Raw genomic sequence first — 16,786 nt, 5'->3', positions numbered from 1 at the left:
CAGATGAGAGAATGGCCTATTAAGCCAGAAAATAGTCGTTGGACGGATGAGCAATGGGCGGCCATTAACGCAGATGGTTCTAACCTGCTTGTAGCAGCAGCAGCTGGTTCTGGTAAAACAGCGGTGCTCGTTGAGAGAATGATATCAAGAATAGCGGATGAGAATCGGCCATTGGATGTAGATGCTATGCTCGTAGCTACCTTCACAAAGGCAGCTGCAGCTGAGATGAAGGAAAGAATTCGGCACGCTCTGGAGGAGGCGCTGGAGAAAAATCCGGATTCCCGACATTTGCGCCGGCAGATTGCTTTGCTTCCAAGAGCATTTGTGACGACGTTACATTCCTTTTGCTTAGAAATAGTAGAACGTTATGCCCCACTTATCGAGCTAGACCCCGGCTTTCGAATGGCGAATGTAACGGAAGCGGAGCTTCTACGCATGGATACACTTGATGAGCTGTTTGAGCAACGCTATGAGAGCGAAGGGGAGTTAGGACCGCTGTCGTCACTTGCTGACCGGTTCGGTGGGGAGAGAAGCGATGAGCCACTCCACCGCCTTGTGTTGGAGCTGCATGAATTTGCTGGAAGTCACCCTTGGCCTGAATATTGGCTACAGCAGATGGCAAGTCAGTTTGAGGAAGCTCAAGCAGATACGCTACTTCACTCATTATGGGTCAAAAGCTTGCGTGATGATGCTGTTTTATTGCTGCAAGGAGCGCTGCACATGTTAAGAGGCGCCTTGCGAATAGCTCATGAGCCTGGTGGCCCGGAGCCGTATATCGATACTTTATTTGCCGATATTGACGGTCTTGAAAGAGTCGCTGAGGCATTTTACCAAGGGACGTGGGAGGATTGGCAAGCCGCTGCTGCGGACATCTCTTTCGGACGGTTAAAAGCCTGTAAAGGTGATGAGTATGACGTTAGCTTAATTGAGCGAGTTAAAGGTTTGAGAGATGCCGCGAAGAAAGCCGCAGGAAGGCTATCTGAGGAGTGGCTCGTTCGCTCTCCGGAGCAATATGCTGCAGAGCTCCATTCACTAGCTCCTGCAATGGAACAGCTGGCTGAGCTGGCTGTACAATTTGGTGAACGCTACGAGCAAGCAAAGCGGGCGAAGGGCTTATTAGATTTCGGGGATCTGGAGCACTATGCGTTGCGTATTTTGCGTGATGCTTCTTCGACGCCGGAGCAAAGCGTACCCTCATTGGCAGCGCTCAATTTCCGCGATCGATTCTCAGAAATTTATTTGGATGAATACCAGGATACGAACGAGGTTCAGGAAGCTATTGTTGCCCTTATTGCTAGAAAAGAGCCAGGCAATGTATTTATGGTTGGCGATGTTAAACAGAGCATTTACCGGTTTCGGTTGGCGGAGCCAGGTCTGTTCCTAAACAAATACAAAACCTATGAAGCCTTTACTTCGCTATTTTCGGAGGAGGGTAATGCTTCTACTGATTCAGGCTCCGAAACGTTCGCAAGCGATCCCGATGGATTACGCATTGATTTGGCCAAAAATTTCCGAAGTCGCCGGGAAATCGTCAACGCGGTTAATCATGTGTTCCAGCTTATTATGCATGAGCCTGTAGGGGAAATGAATTACGATGAACGAGCTGAGCTCATCTATGGGGAAGGCTACCCTGATGCGGATAAGTCAAATCCATACCGTGTAGAATTGATTTTGTTGGACTCAGCAGCAGTGAAATCCGAAAATAGCTCCCAGGGGCCTGCTGCTGAGGGGGCAGGCACTGAAGCTGGTGAAAGTGGGGCGTCCACGACCGAGGGGATAACGGAGGAAACAGAGGACGTAGAAGCGGCACAGCTAGAGGCGAGATGCATTGCCGAGGAAATACGTAAGCTGATGGTAGCAGATGGTGATGACCAGCAGCGATTCGCAGTCTATGATGGCAAATCGAAGCTGTATCGACCAGTGCAATATAGAGACATCGTTATTTTGTTGCGTGCGGTAACAGCGCTAGCTCCTGCTTTCATAGACGAGCTGAAGGCTGCAGGCATTCCTGCTTATGCTGATTTAGCGACGGGTTATTTTGCCGCTACTGAGGTGGATATTCTTTTAAGCTTGCTTTCAATAATTGATAATCCTCATCAGGATATTCCTCTAGCAGGTGTACTAAGGTCGCCAATAGCAGGCTTTACGGCTGAGCAATTAGCCCAAATACGTCTGGCTAGACGAAATGGCTCGTTCTGGGAAGCTGTTCAAGCTGCCTCCAGATCGGGAGACGATGCTATAGACGAAGATGGACACAATGTGTATGGAGAAGGACTGCATCAGGCTCTCGCAGCATTCGTTCGCAAGCTGGATGAATGGAGAGACTTTGCAAGAAGAGAACCATTAGGTGATCTGCTTTGGATGCTGTACCGTGAAACGGGCTATTATGACTATGTAGGCGGGCTACCGGGCGGAGGGCAGCGGCAAGCCAATTTGCGGGCTCTTGTTAATCGTGCAGTCCAGTATGAGCAGTCCTCTCGATTCAGAGGCTTATTCCGGTTTCTACGCTTTCTGGGGAGGATGCGAGATACCGGGGCTGACTTAGGTGCAGCGCGCGCACTCGGAGAGAGTGAGAACCTCGTACGTATCGTATCCATTCATAGAAGCAAGGGGCTTGAGTTTCCGATTGTTTTTGCGGCAGGACTTGGCAGGAATTTTAATCGAAGAGATTTAAATGGAGCTTTCCTAAAGCACAAGAAGCTTGGCTTTGGTCCAAGAATGCTGGAAGCTGACACTCGTGTCACTTATCCGACGTTGCCTCAGCTAGCGATCCGTCGAAAGCTTGCGGCAGAGATGCTGGCAGAGGAGATGCGGGTGCTCTATGTGGCGCTTACACGCCCTAAAGAGAAGCTGTATCTAGTAGGAACAAGCAAGGATGCCAGCAAGCAATGGGAGCAATGGTGTGAAACCGCGGCAATGGCTGATAAGGGACTCCCTCCTTATGCTGTGGCGGCGGCGAGCAAGTACTTAGATTGGTTAGGACCAGCGGCTGTCCTAGCAAGTGAAGTTGCTGATCCTATGCGGCAATGGGTGTGTCGTATCGTGCCTGCGGTTACTTTTACCCGTCAGGTTGAAGAGAAGCATGATTCGAACCCAAGCGAGGGACAGCTTTGGAATACTGTTTTAGACGGTGAAAAGGTTGAATTGACCGAAAATGAGACGTCTGACCAAGTTGCCCGTATATTATCTTGGCAGTACAAGGATATAGCGGCTTCACAGGTCGCGGCAAAGACTTCCATTACGGCCATGAAAAATCAAATTCAGCTTGCGAGCTCAATGCCTTACTCATCGGTGTCTTCACCTGATGATTCGCAAGAACGGCATGAAGCAGAAGGGTGGTCGGAGGAGGATGGCCAGCTTCCGAATGTTAGGGGGCCATCTACCTTTCAATTACGTCGCCCAAGATTCATGTCTGCTCGCAAGATGACTGCTGCGGAACGGGGAACGGCTTTTCATTTGGTTATGCAGCATCTGCCGATTGAAGAAGGAACGACGGCTGAACATATAGCATTGCTGCTTGAGCGGTTAGTGGAGCGCAAGATTCTTTCAGCAGAGCAGCGGGAGGGTGTAGACGCTTCCGCTGTAGCAGGCTTTTGTCATACGCCTTTGTATAATCGCTTGTGCAAAGCATCTAGGGTGTGGAGGGAAATTCCCTTTACTTATGGTCTTGAAGCAGACCGGGTCTATCCTGGTTTAATCGAAGCGTCGTCTGAGGAAACGGTCATCATTCAAGGGGTAATAGATTGCTTATTCGCTGAGGATGAAGGGCTCGTGCTTATAGATTACAAAACGGATGTGCTTAAAGGCTCCAGTGCTTTGGATGCAGCGGAGAAGCACCGGTTCCAGGTAGAGAGATACAGCGAGGCTATTGGACATATTATGGGTATTCCTGTTAAAGAGGCTTACGTCTATTTCTTTGACGGTGGGGAAACCGTACGTCTGAAGTAATTGGGCAAGGGGAAAATAAGAGCTATTATTTGATTGCGGGGGAAAGGCATGTCGGAAAATAAAAAGCGTTCTTACACAATACCTGTTTTATACATTATCATTACAGTGTTATCAACGTTCGTCATTTTATCTTATTCAAAATATTTATTAGCACAGCAGACACACACGACAGATCAAGGGCAAAGGTTGTCTGAGCAATACAACTATGCTTCACTATTTGCTAAGCGGCTCCACGATGGGGCAGAGGGACTACTTAATGCTAAATCTGAAAGCGATCGGCTACATGCAGTAAGGCAGCTGGGAGAAGCAGCAATGGCTTCAGGCGAAACAGTTGAATTGCTAATCGAGGCGGCGTACTTGACTCCGGGGCAATCCAAGAAAAAGGAAGAAGCCGGTAAGCCCGTAGTAGAGGCAATGAAAGTCATTATAGGTGAAAATGGCCCTATGTCTAATATCGGGGAGCATGAGGGACCTCTAACTGGGGATGAGATTGCTGCATTGACGCTCATTCGTGATGGAGTTGCGCAGATGGATGAAACCCTCAAGCGTTTTCGACCTATTCTAGGTGAAGCTGGCTACCGTCAAATGATAACGATGGGCGAATGGGTAGCTGTTGTCAACGAAGCAAGCCAAGGTCTTCAGCAACTCGCTGCTAAGCTATAAATACAAGGAACTTTCCCTAAGTAATCAACTTACGGGGTCGTTTCTATAGGAGATATATCCCTCTCTTTCATCATCGAATGAGGGGGAAGCTTTTCTTTGTCGCGTTGCTCGACAATTTCGAACAACACTAACCAATCATGCCCTTTCACAATTCCGTTGCTCGAAAATTTCGAACAACCCCCACCAATCGTGCCCTTCTACAGCCGCGTTGCTCGACAATTTCGAACAACCCCCACCAATCGTGCCCTTTCACAATCCCGTTGCTCGAAAATATCGTACATCTCCCGCCAATCATGCCTTTCACAACCCGGTTACTCGAAAATATCGTACATCTCCCACTAATCCCTCCCTTTCACAACCCAGTTACTTGAAAATCTCGTGCATCTCCAACCAATCGTGCCCTTTCACAACCCCGTTGCTCGAAAATATCGTACATCTCCCGCCAATCATGCCCGTTCACAACCCCGTTGCTCGAAAATATCGTACATCTCCCGCCAATCATGCCCTTTCACAACCCTGTTACTCGAGAATATCGAGCAACACCAACCAATCATGGCCATTCACAACCCCGTTGCTCGAAAATCTCGTGCAATACGAACCAAGCATGCCTTTCACAACCCAGTTACTCGAAAATATCGTACATCTACCGCCAATCATGCCCTTTCTCAGCCGCATAACTCTAAAGATTGGCTCATTGAATGGAGCCCAAATATATTACCTCCTTGAAGTAGCCATTCGCCCATATTTGCATATGCTGTGGAAAAGGCGCCCAAGGAGGGAATGCTCATGGAGAAAACAAAACCGGCTCAAACAGCACCGCAAAACCACCACGTAACTAAGCAGCCGAATCAAGCTGTCACTCAGCCCGTCGTTCAACCCGTTGAAGAAGCAGTACCTATGCCGGTTAAACCTGCAACGTATCCCGTCGTGGCTAAAAAAGTAACAAAAGCATTTTGCGAATCTCATATGCATCGGTACGTGGAGGTACAGGCTGCAGATGGATTTTGTTATGACGGGATTGTAGAGCATGTTGATGATGAATGGATTTGCTTAGCAGTTCCAGGCGCAGTCGATCAAATGCGAGGCTTCTTCCCGCATCCGCCGCTGTACCCCCCAGTTGGTCCGTTTTATCCGTATCGTCCAAGAAGGTTTAATCGACTTGTTCTACCTTTAGCGGGATTGGCTGGACTGGCACTTTTACCCTATTATTGGTGAAAAATGAAACTAAGCTGTCTCAAAGGTGATAAAACTTTTGAGACAGTATTTTTTATGAGTTGCTATTCACATGGATAATCAATTGAGAAGAGACAAGGTTGGACGAAGCAGGCGTGAATAAGTTATGATACTAATAAACGATACTAAGGGGTGCTTCCGATTATGGATTGCATTTTTTGCAAAATTGTTCAAGGCACAATACCTTCACGCAAAGTTTATGAGGACGACTTAGTGGTCGCCTTTCATGATATTCAACCACAAGCACCAGTACATTTATTAGTTATTCCGAAGAAGCATATTGCGTCAATGAATGAATGTGAGGCTGAAGACCGTAGTGTGCTTGGACATGCTTTATTAGTGGCACAGCAAGTTGCACGGGAAGCTGGACTTGCGGAAAATGGCTACAGAATCATAAACAATTGTGGAAGCGATGCGGGGCAAACGGTGTTTCACCTGCATTTCAATATTCTCGGCGGTGAAAAGCTAGCCCCATTAAGCAATAAAGCGATTAGTTAGTTGATTTGAGACGAAGGAAAAAAGTAGTGTCAATTTAATCGGATTTTCCGGAATACTAAAGTTGACACCCCCTTTACTCATCACATATAATATAGTTTGATAACCGTGTTGTGGTCTATTGCGGAGGGAGGGAAAACAGGTGGCAGAAACGAAAGTAAGAAAAAATGAAACAATCGACGCTGCACTCCGCCGCTTTAAGCGTTCCATTGCCAAAGACGGCGTTCTCGCAGAAGTGAAGAAGCGTAAACATTACGAGAAACCAAGCGTGAAGCGGAAGTTGAAGTCCGAAGCTGCGCGTAAACGGAAGTTCTAGGAGGAATCCGCACTCATGAATCTCGCGGAACGTTTGAATGAAGATATGAAGCAAGCGATGAGGGATGGGAATAAATTCCGCCTTCAGACCATTCGCATGGTTCGTGCTTCAATCAAAAACCAAGAAATCGAGCTGCGCCGCCCGCTTGAAGAAAACGAGACGCTTAATATATTGAGCCGTGAACTCAAGCAGCGACGCGATTCCCTCGAGGATTTCAAACGAGGGGATCGAGAAGATTTAGTAAGTAATGTCACTGCAGAAATTGAGATTATCTCCGAATATCTTCCACAACAGCTAACTGAAGAAGAAGTCAAAGCTATTGTAGCACAGACCATGCAAGAAACCGGTGCTTCTTCTAAAGCCGACCTGGGGAAATTAATGGGTGCACTTATGCCCAAGGTGAAGGGCCTTGCTGATGGTAAGCTCGTCAACGCAATTGTCCAGCAATCTCTGCAATAATCCGACGTGAACGACAGGCATCTCCTTAACGGGAGGTGCTTTTTGCTTTGTTTAGAAGTTGATGTGGCTGCTTTCGCTGCGCATTAATACACTCAAACCCAGAAGTGTTGGAGAGACTGTGCGAACGGTGAGGGAGCATACTTTGGAGGGCAGGTCAGTGGTGGGCTCGGAACGTAGTAAGCTTGGAAATTATAGCTATTGCTCCATTCAACGCGGCTGGGGATGCATTTAAGCATACATTCTATAGCTATTGCTCCATTCAACGTGGTTTGGGAAGCAGTAGCCATACATTATATGGTTATTACTCCATTCAACGCGGCTGGGGATGCATTTAAGCATACATTCTATAGCTATTGCGCCATTCAACGTGGTTTAGGAGGTAATAGCCATACATTATATGGTTATTACACCATTCAAGGCGTGCGCGGGGATGTAGCTCGAGACACTGTAAGCATAAATTCTATAGCTACCGCTCCACTCAACATGATAAAAGGTGCAGTAAGCTATCTTTAAACCAAGGTGCTCAGCATCACTTCAATTGCCCCCATTTTTCAAAAATGGGGGTAATTAGGGCATAATTAAGGTATTATGAAACCTAAGGTGTGTCGAAACGTAGTATATCTTAATGTGGAAAGAAAAATTAGAGGAGGAATAAACTTGGGTGTGAAGGATCCAAACCGTAAAAGGGTTTCTGGTTGGATTAAGATAGTAAGGCTTGCCTTGCTGCTTATGCTTATAGGAATTCCCGTTCTCGGAGCAGTCACTGAAAGCGCTCGCGCAGCTGAAACGCCGCCAACGGGGGGACATGTATATGTCATTCCGGTGAAGCAGACGGTTGAAAGTGGATTGCTCTCCTTTCTGGAACGTGTCATGAAGGAGGCAGAAGAAGCTAAAGCATCGCTCATCGTGTTGGATATCGATACTCCCGGTGGAAGATTGAAGTCTGCCGAGGATATAGGGAAGCTTATTCGAGAGTCAACCGTTCCAACAGTTGCTTTCGTTAGTGGTAAAGCAGCTTCTGCGGGAGCATATCTTGCCCTGAATGCGAATGATATCGCTATGGCTCCGGGTACAACTATCGGGGCGGCGATGATTGTGGATGAAGAGGGTAATGCAGTAGAAAACCCGAAGTATGTTTCCTTCTGGAGCGCAGAGATGGAAAGCGCTGCTGGGCTGAATGGACGTAATCCAGCTATTGCCATCAAGATGGTAGATCCTAATGCTGAAATCGAGCTTAAGGAAATAGGAGAAAAGATCGGAAAAGGTCAAATCCTATCTTTATCGGCAGATAAGGCTCTGAAGGTTGGTTATGCAGATACGGTTGCCAAATCAGTGACGGAAGTCATTGCATGGAAAGGCTTATCTGAACGGACTGTCGTCGAATTAAAACCTTCACTTGCCGAAAGAGTTTCGGAGTTCGTAACGAGCCCTGGCATTGCCACGCTACTCCTTATTATTGGTATCGCAGGCATAGTCATTGAATTGCTAGTTCCGGGATTTGGAGCGCCGGGAATAACAGGCTTGATTGCTTTCGGTTTGTATTTCTTTGGACAGTCGATCGCGGGGTTTGCGGGGATGGAAGCCATTGTTCTGTTTATTATCGGGATCATTCTTCTCGTCTTAGAGATGTTCGTTCCTAGCTTTGGTATCCTGGGCATACTTGGGACAGCCGGAGTTATTACCGGAATTACAATGGGCGCTTATGACACAGGTAATGCTCTAAGGTCATTGGGAATCGCATCACTTGTTGCCCTAGCCGTGGTCATTATTTTCGCCTATATTTTCCGCAAAAAGGGAATATGGAATCGATTTATTCTGAGCGAGCAGCTTACAGCCGAGAAGGGCTATGTTCCACAGGTTTCTCGTGACAAATGGGTCGGGCAAGAAGGACAGACGTTATCTATGCTGCGTCCTTCCGGCTTAGCGGAATTTGATGGACAAAGACTTGACGTCATAACTTCTGGCGAATTTGTTGAAAAAGGTAAGTCGGTACAGGTAATCTCAGTAGATGGAACTCGCATTCTTGTAAAGGAAATATAAGCAGGAATAGCGAATTAACTTATGTGGTAGTAAAAGCTTAGTTGTTTAACCCAATAACCTGTCGGAGGTACAAAATGGAAAACGTTGACGTTCAGTTTTTAGTTATTATTGCAGTAGTAGTTATTGCGGTTAGTGTATTTATGAGTTTTTTCCCTTTCATGCTATGGATTTCTGCAATAGCTTCAGGAGTTCGAGTGGGCATTATTACACTAGTGGCTATGCGTCTACGTCGTGTCGTTCCTAGCAGAATCGTAAATCCTTTGATTAAAGCAACTAAAGCTGGGCTGGGCTTGAATATTAACCAGCTAGAGAGTCACTTCCTTGCAGGCGGTAATGTTGACCGTGTTGTTAATGCTCTTATCGCCGCACAGCGTGCAGATATTCCACTTGTTTTCGAAAGAGCGGCAGCAATTGATCTAGCAGGACGCGACGTGCTACAAGCGGTACAAATGAGTGTTAATCCCAAGGTTATCGAAACACCTGTCGTTTCTGCAGTTGCTAAAAACGGGATTGAAGTTAAGGTTAAAGCTCGTGTAACGGTACGTGCCAACATTGACCGTCTTGTCGGTGGTGCTGGTGAAGAAACAATTCTTGCACGTGTTGCTGAGGGTATCGTAAGTACGAACGGGGGAGCAGATTCTCATAAGGATGTTCTTGAGAATCCTGATCTTATCTCCAAAACTGTACTAAGCAAAGGCTTGGATGCTGGAACAGCATTTGAAATTTTGTCCATTGATATTGCAGACGTTGATGTTGGGAAAAATATCGGTGCACATTTGCAAACAGAACAAGCGGAAGCTGATAAAAGAATTGCACAAGCTAAAGCAGAGGAACGTCGTGCAATGGCTGTTGCTCATGAGCAAGAGATGAAAGCCCGCGTTGTTGAGATGCAAGCGAAGGTTGTTGAAGCAGAGTCTGAGGTGCCGCTTGCGATGGCTGAAGCATTAAAATCAGGTAAGCTAGGTGTTATGGATTATATGAACTTGAAAAACATAGAAGCGGATACGCAAATGAGGGGATCCATCGGCAAGAACACTGATTCGTCTAGTGGAGATGGACACCAGAAGGCGTAAGCTTTGACAGGACAAGCTTTTTACCAAGGTTGACGAATTGATCTGTAAGGCTACTAGCTGCTCAGATCATTTCGAACCTAGCAAGGAGTGTGAAATGTGGACGATTTAATTTCATTCATCTCTAACAATTTTTATTTTGTCATTGTAATTGTGGGGATTATCTATTCGTTGTTTTTCCGTAAATCTCCACTGGAGAATAAGCCTCCTAACCGGATGCCAGACTTCGGAGGAGACGGTCAGCAACGGCCTAGGCGGCCAGGGGAGACCAGACCTCCGGTAGTTGAGACCTCGCATGGTGAGCCCGTAGACACCCGTTTACCGGCTCCACAGCGGCAAGCTCAGCATCCGGCTCGGAGTGAGGCGGCTTTGAGACTAGAGCGGGAGCTTCAACCAGTGCGGTCAATCACTCTTCCTGAAGTGGAGCACAAGGTGGAGGATTATTTGCCACAACAGTCAACTAGAGCCAGATCCTCTGTAAATACGAGTAAACCAGTCCCATCTCGTGCTGTGAGCTCTAACACACTAGGAGTCACTAAAGAAGATTTAACGCGTGCAATTGTTTGGGCGGAGATTCTTGGTCCCCCTCGTGCGAGGAAACCTTTTCGCCGCTAGGAATGTATCAAGTTTAATGAAATAGTATCCCATCAGCGAGTCCTTAGGGGCTCGTTTTTTTTGTTGCAGCAGCTACCTTTCAGCAGCTTGCCCTTAGTTGGCTTCATAAATTGCGTAGGTTGCGCATATGTTTACCCCATAGGAGGGAGGACCGCCCAATGATGCGTGTAAGTCGGAAGCTGCGCAAATGGACCGCAACGATTCTCGACCTGCCGCAGGATGTGGTGCTGGACTTGCCGCGCATCACAATGATCGGGGGCCTTCAGTTAACGGTTGAAAATCACCGCGGCGTGCTTTATTTTTCTCCAGAGTCCCTGAGATTGGCAATGGATAATGGGGAAATGGAAGTGACGGGTCAAGATTTGATTATTCGGAATATCGGATCAGAGGAAGTGTTCGTCGAAGGGAAAATATTAGGGGTCCAGCTGCACCCCAAACAAAAGCCATAAGGCTAATGGATACCTACTCATTTAATCGCATGATATAACACACTGCTCGCCGTCCTATGGACGGCGAAGCCATTTTACTGCAGGGACAAGCCCAATGCTGGGAGGAGAGAACAGGAATGAAGGGTACATGGTTAGCGATGCTGCGAGGTTACGTGTGGGTCAAGCTTATAGGGGGAGAAGCGGAGAAATTTCTAAATGCGGTGATGAATGAGCGAATTACGCTTTGGAATATTTCATTCTCGCCGAAAGGGGAATTAACCTTCGGGGTATCTATTCCCGATTTTTTTCGTTTGCGTCCCTTGCTGCGCCATAACGGAAGCCGGACACGAATCCTTTCCCGTCACGGGCTGCCCTTCCGTCTTGCGCGCTTATCAAGGAGAAAAACCTTCGCCGGAGGAATCCTTTTTTTCATAATCGCTCTATTTCTTCTCTCTACTATGGTTTGGAATGTGCGCATCGAAGGGAATTCTGCCATTCCGGAAGAAAAAATATTGCTAGCAGCTAAGGCTGAAGGCATATTTCCCTATCAGTGGTCGTTTCGGATGCAGAACGCAGCAACTATCTCGCAGCGATTGTCGCTTCTTCTCCCTGAAGCTGCATGGGTGGGAGTGGATAAGAAGGGGACATCCATTACGATTACTGTAATCGACTCCATTAAGCCAGATAAGAAGCCATTAGAGGGGCCTAGGGACCTCGTTGCCAAGACAGATGCGGTAATTACACGTATCATAGCTGAAAATGGACGTCCGAAGGTTGAGCGGAATGATCGGGTCCGCAAGGGAGATGTTTTGATTTCTGGCATTCTTGGTGATGCCGTACATAATAAAGCTGTAGTATCCAAGGGGAAGGTCATGGGCCTTGTCTGGCATGAATATCGCATAGCGTCTCCGCTAACTACCAAAACCAAAAATCTCACCGGCGTCTATCAGGAGCGTAATTACTTACTTATCGGCAATCGTGCTCTGCAAATTTCAGGCTATCGAGGTCAAGATTATGAAGGCTCGCAAACCTATACAAGTATAAAAAGAGCACAATTATGGAAGCGAGTACTGCCGTTTGGAACAATGAAGGAGCATGAGTCAGAAGTTGTAGAAATAGAGAAAAAGCTTACCCCCGCTGAGGCAAAGGATGCAGGATTAGCACAGGCAAGAGCGGAATTATTGACGAAATGCGGAAAAGAAGCAACAATCAAAGCCGAAAACATTTTGCATGAACATACCGAGAATGGTAAAGTATTGTTAACTGTTCTTTTTGAAGTGGAACAATCTATCGAGGTCGAACGTCCAATAGGATAAGCAAACATTGTTTAGGGGGAATGAGGCTTTTTGACTGAGCTGAAAGAATATACGACAATCCCGCTGCGCAATGCGGCTGAAAGCTTAGCCCTGTTCGGTCCGCAGGACAAGTTCCTGCGCCTAATTGAGAAGGAAACAGTATCTCTTATTCATTCGAGGGATGCAGAAATATACATTGAAGGACCTGCAGAAGAAGTGCGTTCCTTGCAGCAATTGTTTGACACCCTGCTTCAGCTTATCCAAGGAGGGTTACAGCTTAACGAGCGTGATGTTCGTTATGCGCTTGAATTGTCTCGAGAGATGAAGGCGGATGAATTGCTTTCTTTGTTTAAGGGAGAAATTACTTCTACCTTCCGCGGGAAACCCGTCATTCCGAAGACACTCGGTCAGAGGCATTATGTAACCACGATTAGGAAAAAAGATATTGTATTCGGAATCGGGCCTGCTGGCACAGGAAAGACGTATTTGGCTGTTATGTGCGCAGTAGCCGCTTTGAAAGAAGGTAAAGTGAAACGTATTCTTCTCACTCGTCCTGCAGTTGAAGCGGGAGAAAGCCTTGGGTTCTTGCCTGGCGATCTTCAGGAAAAGGTTGATCCTTATCTGCGCCCGTTATATGATGCGTTAAACGACGCTTTAGGTCTAGAAGGCGTAGCAAAGGCGATGGAGCGTGGACAAATCGAAATCGCTCCGTTAGCTTACATGCGTGGAAGGACGTTGGACGATTCATTCGTTATTTTGGACGAGGCTCAGAATACGACTCCCGAGCAAATGAAAATGTTTTTAACCCGGCTGGGCTTTAGCTCACGTATGATTATTACGGGTGATGTGACTCAAATCGATTTACCTAAAGGTAAGAAGTCCGGATTAATCGAAGCTGAACGCATTTTACGTGAGATTGAGGAAATAGGCATGGTATTTTTCACAGATCAGGATGTAGTCCGGCATGCACTCGTGCAAAAGATTATACAGGCCTACAACGCTAACAGCGAATAATTAAGACTATAACTATAGGGAAGGGGAGAGCCAGATGAGTCGGAATAATAGCGGCCCGCCTAGCCACCCGCTTACCTTATCAAGGGCAGCGGCAGGATGGAAGAATAGCGCAGCGATGCGCTGGCTTCTGCTCCTGCTCTTTGTATTTTTGTTCTATTTTAGTATCGCACCAAGGCTTGTTCCAGAAACCTATGACCTTAAACTGAATGGTAAGAGCGATAGGGATATTAAAGCACCACGTCAGGAGATAGATGATAAAGCGACCTTGCAGGCTCAAGATGAAGCTGCGGACAAGATAGGTCCCATCTATTCGATCGTTGCTCTGAAGTACGAGCCACTTATTAATGAGATTTTCACCAGAATTGAGCAGCTTAATCTAGACGATCAGATTACAGAAGCGGATAAAGTAGATATTTTTCGCCGTGTTATCCCTGAGCGTGTAGATCAATACATTAGTAATTTTGTTAGCACGAACAAAGGCTCGGAAACATATTCAGCAGAGCTGCTTGCGGAGATGGAGAAGGTAGTCCTCGCACAGAAATATTCAATACCTGAGGAAACTTACTACAAAATTCCGAGATTAACAGCAGATCAGCTTCTGGAAATGCGAGCCGTTGGACGAGAGGTTGTACGCAAGCTAACTAGCGAGTCTTTGACAGAAGCGGAGACAGCTAGAACGAAGGTAGCTGAACTCGTTAATGCGAGCTCACTTTCTTTTAAGACTCAGAGGGAAATTGTTCAAGAGCTCGCTAGGCTGGCCATTCAGCCGAACAAATTCTATGACAAGCTGGCTACTGAAACCGCTAAAGTCGAGGCTAAGCAAAATACGCCCCCAGTTCTCATTAAGCAGGGTGACATTGTTGTTAAAAAGGGTCAGGTTATTACAGAAAACTTATACAATAAGCTAGACTCCCTTGGACTGCTCAAGGAACGCAAATCTTATTTACCTCAGCTAGGTGTTCTTCTATTTGCTGTTTTTTTCACTTTAGCTTTATATGGTTATGGGGAATTAACATCGAGTGCCTCTACGGCAAAGAAGAGAACCAATGTTCATTGGCTAATGATGCTTATTATATTCGCGTTAAACCTACTATTTATTCACCTGGTCGCATTAACACATACTGAGCAATGGTCGTTTATTGGCTATCTAGCTCCTATAGCAATGGGGAGCATGTTGGTTACACTGCTCCTTGACCTGCATCTTGGCCTAGTGAGTGGTTTCTTATTCACTTTACTCGCCAGCATTATTCTAAATGTAGATCAAAAGCATGTGTTTGATTTTCATTATGGCTTTATAGCAGCTGTAGTCTCCTTCACTGCTGTGCTAGCCATTCATCGTGCAAGCCAGCGCTCGTCCATTCTGAAGGCGGGAATTATGGTAAGCTTGTTTGGTTCAGTCGCCGTGCTTGCGCTAATGCTTGTAGACCCGGAGCCTAACACACGCTTAGATTTAATGCAGGCCGTTATATTCATGCTTTCAAGTGGCTTGCTAACTGCCGTGCTAGTTATTGGGATAATGCCTTTCTTTGAAATTACATTTGGTATTTTGTCTGCGTTAAAGCTCGTGGAGCTTTCTAATCCGAATCATCCTTTGCTGAGGAAGCTTCTGACCGAAACGCCAGGAACCTATCATCACAGTCTAATGGTAGGGAATCTATCGGAGGCAGCTGCGGAATCAGTTGGGGCGAACGGGCTACTATGTCGTGTAGGCTCTTTCTATCATGATGTTGGTAAAACGAAAAGACCGCTTTATTTTATCGAGAATCAGAATTCTGCGGGAAATCCACACGATAAGCTTGATCCGAAGGTTAGTGCATCTATTATTATCGCGCACGCCAAGGATGGCGCCGAAATGCTAAGAGCGCATAAGCTACCAAAGCCAATAAGGGACATTGCTGAGCAGCATCATGGGACAACCTTTCTTAAATATTTCTATTTTAAGGCCGTGAAGCAAGCTCAGGAGCAACAATTGGAAAATCAGTTTACAGAGGATGACTATCGTTATCCCGGTCCCAAGGCGCAGTCTAAGGAAGCCGCAATCGTTGGTATTGCTGACTGCGTGGAAGCGGCGGTTAGATCACTTAACCACCCTACAGTAGTGCAAATTGAGGAAATCATCGGAAAGATTATTAAGGACAGGTTGGACGATAATCAATTCAATGAATGTGATATTACACTAAGAGAGCTAGATAAAGTCGCAGAGACGCTTAAGGAAACGGTTATTGGGATGTTCCATTCCAGAATTGAGTATCCGGACGACAAGGAATTGAAAAAAATGAAAGAAGCAAAGGAGATTAAAGTATGACTTTAAGTATAGAGTGGATCGACGAACGAGATGGCGGAGCAGGTGCTCGCGAAGAGCAATGGATTGATTTGCTGGAGAAGCTGCTGCAAATCGCGGGACCTAAAGAAGAAATAACCGTAGGGGTCGTTACGCTCACTTTGACGGATGATGAAGGAATTCGGGAATTGAATCGCCAATATCGCGGATTGGACAAGCCGACCGATGTATTGTCATTTTCTCTGCTCGAGGGAGAAGAACCGGAAATTCATTACGAGGATGAATATGAGGCATCTGAAGAAGGCGATGAGGAGTGGAAGGATGAGGACAAGGCTTCGAATCCTTTCGCAAACCTACTTGGCGATATTGTAATTTCTGTACCTAGAGCGGAAGCTCAAGCGCAAGAATACGGGCATAGCCTAGAGCGTGAGCTCGGATTTTTGTTCGTTCACGGCTTCCTTCATCTGCTAGGCTACGATCATGATGATGCAGAGCAAGAGAAGGAAATGTTCGCTAAGCAGGAAGAGGTGCTGAAGGAAGCGGGGTTAACCCGGTGAGCGGCTGGCGTTCGCGTGAGGTTCAATCCTTCCGTTACGCTCTCACAGGCATCATAGGGGCTTTACGGCGTGAACGCCACATGAAATTTCATTTTTTTGCAGCAGCTATAGTTATTTTGCTTTCGGCTTGGTTACAAGTGGCTAGAATGGATTGGCTATGGATTTTAGCAGCAATTGCTGGTGTATGGGTTTCGGAGCTATTTAACACGGCAATTGAGCGAACAGTCGATTTGGCATCTCCCGACCTGCATCCTCTTGCTAAAGCGGCTAAGGATACAGCATCTGGAGCAGTATTGGTCATGTCTTTATTCGCTGTAGCAGTGGGAATAATTGTTCTAGGCCCGCCACTATGGGAAGCCTGTTTTCAATAGT

The 16,786-nt window shown here is 46.6% G+C and carries 16 protein-coding genes; all 16 read left to right on the top strand.

The genetic code is table 11. From position 1 onward, the window contains the following. The first annotated feature begins 3 nt into the window (after positions 1-3). The 16 genes from addA (at position 4) to KCTCHS21_RS20240 (ending at position 16,785) form a co-directional block, all read left to right on the top strand. Entirely contained in the window at positions 4-3,948 is a 3,945-nt protein-coding gene (gene addA / locus KCTCHS21_RS20315) for a helicase-exonuclease AddAB subunit AddA (RefSeq protein ID WP_130616614.1), read from the top strand. A gap of 48 nt (positions 3,949-3,996) precedes the next feature. Continuing rightward, positions 3,997-4,611, top strand: a complete 615-nt coding sequence (locus KCTCHS21_RS20310) for a hypothetical protein (protein ID WP_130612560.1) — start codon at positions 3,997-3,999, stop codon at positions 4,609-4,611. A 786-nt stretch (positions 4,612-5,397) separates the two neighbouring features. After that, complete coding sequence (locus tag KCTCHS21_RS20305; protein ID WP_232057902.1) at positions 5,398-5,826, top strand: hypothetical protein; 429 nt, start codon at positions 5,398-5,400, stop codon at positions 5,824-5,826. Between the two features lie 162 nt (positions 5,827-5,988). Beyond that, positions 5,989-6,342: a histidine triad nucleotide-binding protein gene (locus KCTCHS21_RS20300; protein WP_130612558.1), complete on the top strand. Its 354-nt coding sequence runs from the start codon at positions 5,989-5,991 to the stop codon at positions 6,340-6,342. A gap of 139 nt (positions 6,343-6,481) precedes the next feature. Next, entirely contained in the window at positions 6,482-6,655 is a 174-nt protein-coding gene (gene rpsU, locus KCTCHS21_RS20295; protein WP_115990702.1) for a 30S ribosomal protein S21, read from the top strand. Between the two features lie 15 nt (positions 6,656-6,670). Continuing rightward, the gene (locus tag KCTCHS21_RS20290; protein WP_130612556.1) at positions 6,671-7,114 is read left to right on the top strand and encodes a GatB/YqeY domain-containing protein; all 444 of its coding nucleotides are present in this window, start codon (positions 6,671-6,673) and stop codon (positions 7,112-7,114) included. 222 nt (positions 7,115-7,336) lie between these two features. Beyond that, positions 7,337-7,627, top strand: coding sequence for a hypothetical protein (locus tag KCTCHS21_RS20285; protein WP_130612553.1), 291 nt, complete (start codon positions 7,337-7,339; stop codon positions 7,625-7,627). A gap of 150 nt (positions 7,628-7,777) precedes the next feature. Next, entirely contained in the window at positions 7,778-9,154 is a 1,377-nt protein-coding gene (locus KCTCHS21_RS20280; RefSeq protein WP_331872376.1) for an NfeD family protein, read from the top strand. Between the two features lie 74 nt (positions 9,155-9,228). Next, complete coding sequence (gene floA, locus KCTCHS21_RS20275; RefSeq protein ID WP_130612547.1) at positions 9,229-10,227, top strand: flotillin-like protein FloA; 999 nt, start codon at positions 9,229-9,231, stop codon at positions 10,225-10,227. A gap of 96 nt (positions 10,228-10,323) precedes the next feature. Then, entirely contained in the window at positions 10,324-10,839 is a 516-nt protein-coding gene (locus KCTCHS21_RS20270; RefSeq protein WP_130612544.1) for a YqfB family membrane protein, read from the top strand. Positions 10,840-10,997: 158 nt separating this feature from the next. Continuing rightward, on the top strand, positions 10,998-11,288 hold the full coding sequence (gene yqfC, locus KCTCHS21_RS20265) for a sporulation protein YqfC (RefSeq protein ID WP_130612541.1): 291 nt from the start codon (positions 10,998-11,000) through the stop codon (positions 11,286-11,288). A gap of 116 nt (positions 11,289-11,404) precedes the next feature. Next, positions 11,405-12,583, top strand: a complete 1,179-nt coding sequence (gene yqfD, locus KCTCHS21_RS20260; RefSeq protein WP_157994084.1) for a sporulation protein YqfD — start codon at positions 11,405-11,407, stop codon at positions 12,581-12,583. Positions 12,584-12,613: 30 nt separating this feature from the next. Beyond that, positions 12,614-13,576, top strand: a complete 963-nt coding sequence (locus KCTCHS21_RS20255; RefSeq protein WP_130612534.1) for a PhoH family protein — start codon at positions 12,614-12,616, stop codon at positions 13,574-13,576. A gap of 34 nt (positions 13,577-13,610) precedes the next feature. After that, a complete protein-coding gene (locus KCTCHS21_RS20250; protein ID WP_130612530.1) occupies positions 13,611-15,881 on the top strand; it encodes an HD family phosphohydrolase in 2,271 nt (756 codons plus the stop codon). After that, positions 15,878-16,414, top strand: coding sequence for an rRNA maturation RNase YbeY (gene ybeY / locus KCTCHS21_RS20245; RefSeq protein ID WP_130612527.1), 537 nt, complete (start codon positions 15,878-15,880; stop codon positions 16,412-16,414). Before KCTCHS21_RS20250 ends, ybeY begins: the two co-directional genes overlap by 4 nt. Next, positions 16,411-16,785, top strand: coding sequence for a diacylglycerol kinase family protein (locus KCTCHS21_RS20240; RefSeq protein WP_130612524.1), 375 nt, complete (start codon positions 16,411-16,413; stop codon positions 16,783-16,785). The genes ybeY and KCTCHS21_RS20240 overlap by 4 nt, the downstream gene beginning before the upstream one ends. Position 16,786: the final 1 nt, after the last annotated feature.

It is taken from the genome of Cohnella abietis, assembly GCF_004295585.1.
Taxonomy (GTDB): Bacteria; Bacillota; Bacilli; order Paenibacillales; family Paenibacillaceae; genus Cohnella; species Cohnella abietis.
This window is presented reverse-complemented; position numbering and strand designations above follow the sequence as displayed.

What these genes read in the sequence shown, in the direction of transcription:
- addA (WP_130616614.1), top strand. Translation starts at nt 4, where the DNA reads ATGAGAGAATGGCCTATTAAGCCAGAAAATAGTCGTTGGACGGATGAG.
- KCTCHS21_RS20310 (WP_130612560.1), top strand. Translation starts at nt 3,997, where the DNA reads ATGTCGGAAAATAAAAAGCGTTCTTACACAATACCTGTTTTATACATT.
- KCTCHS21_RS20305 (WP_232057902.1), top strand. Translation starts at nt 5,398, where the DNA reads ATGGAGAAAACAAAACCGGCTCAAACAGCACCGCAAAACCACCACGTA.
- KCTCHS21_RS20300 (WP_130612558.1), top strand. Translation starts at nt 5,989, where the DNA reads ATGGATTGCATTTTTTGCAAAATTGTTCAAGGCACAATACCTTCACGC.
- KCTCHS21_RS20290 (WP_130612556.1), top strand. Translation starts at nt 6,671, where the DNA reads ATGAATCTCGCGGAACGTTTGAATGAAGATATGAAGCAAGCGATGAGG.
- KCTCHS21_RS20285 (WP_130612553.1), top strand. Translation starts at nt 7,337, where the DNA reads ATGCATTTAAGCATACATTCTATAGCTATTGCTCCATTCAACGTGGTT.
- floA (WP_130612547.1), top strand. Translation starts at nt 9,229, where the DNA reads ATGGAAAACGTTGACGTTCAGTTTTTAGTTATTATTGCAGTAGTAGTT.
- yqfC (WP_130612541.1), top strand. Translation starts at nt 10,998, where the DNA reads ATGATGCGTGTAAGTCGGAAGCTGCGCAAATGGACCGCAACGATTCTC.
- yqfD (WP_157994084.1), top strand. Translation starts at nt 11,405, where the DNA reads ATGAAGGGTACATGGTTAGCGATGCTGCGAGGTTACGTGTGGGTCAAG.
- KCTCHS21_RS20250 (WP_130612530.1), top strand. Translation starts at nt 13,611, where the DNA reads ATGAGTCGGAATAATAGCGGCCCGCCTAGCCACCCGCTTACCTTATCA.
- ybeY (WP_130612527.1), top strand. Translation starts at nt 15,878, where the DNA reads ATGACTTTAAGTATAGAGTGGATCGACGAACGAGATGGCGGAGCAGGT.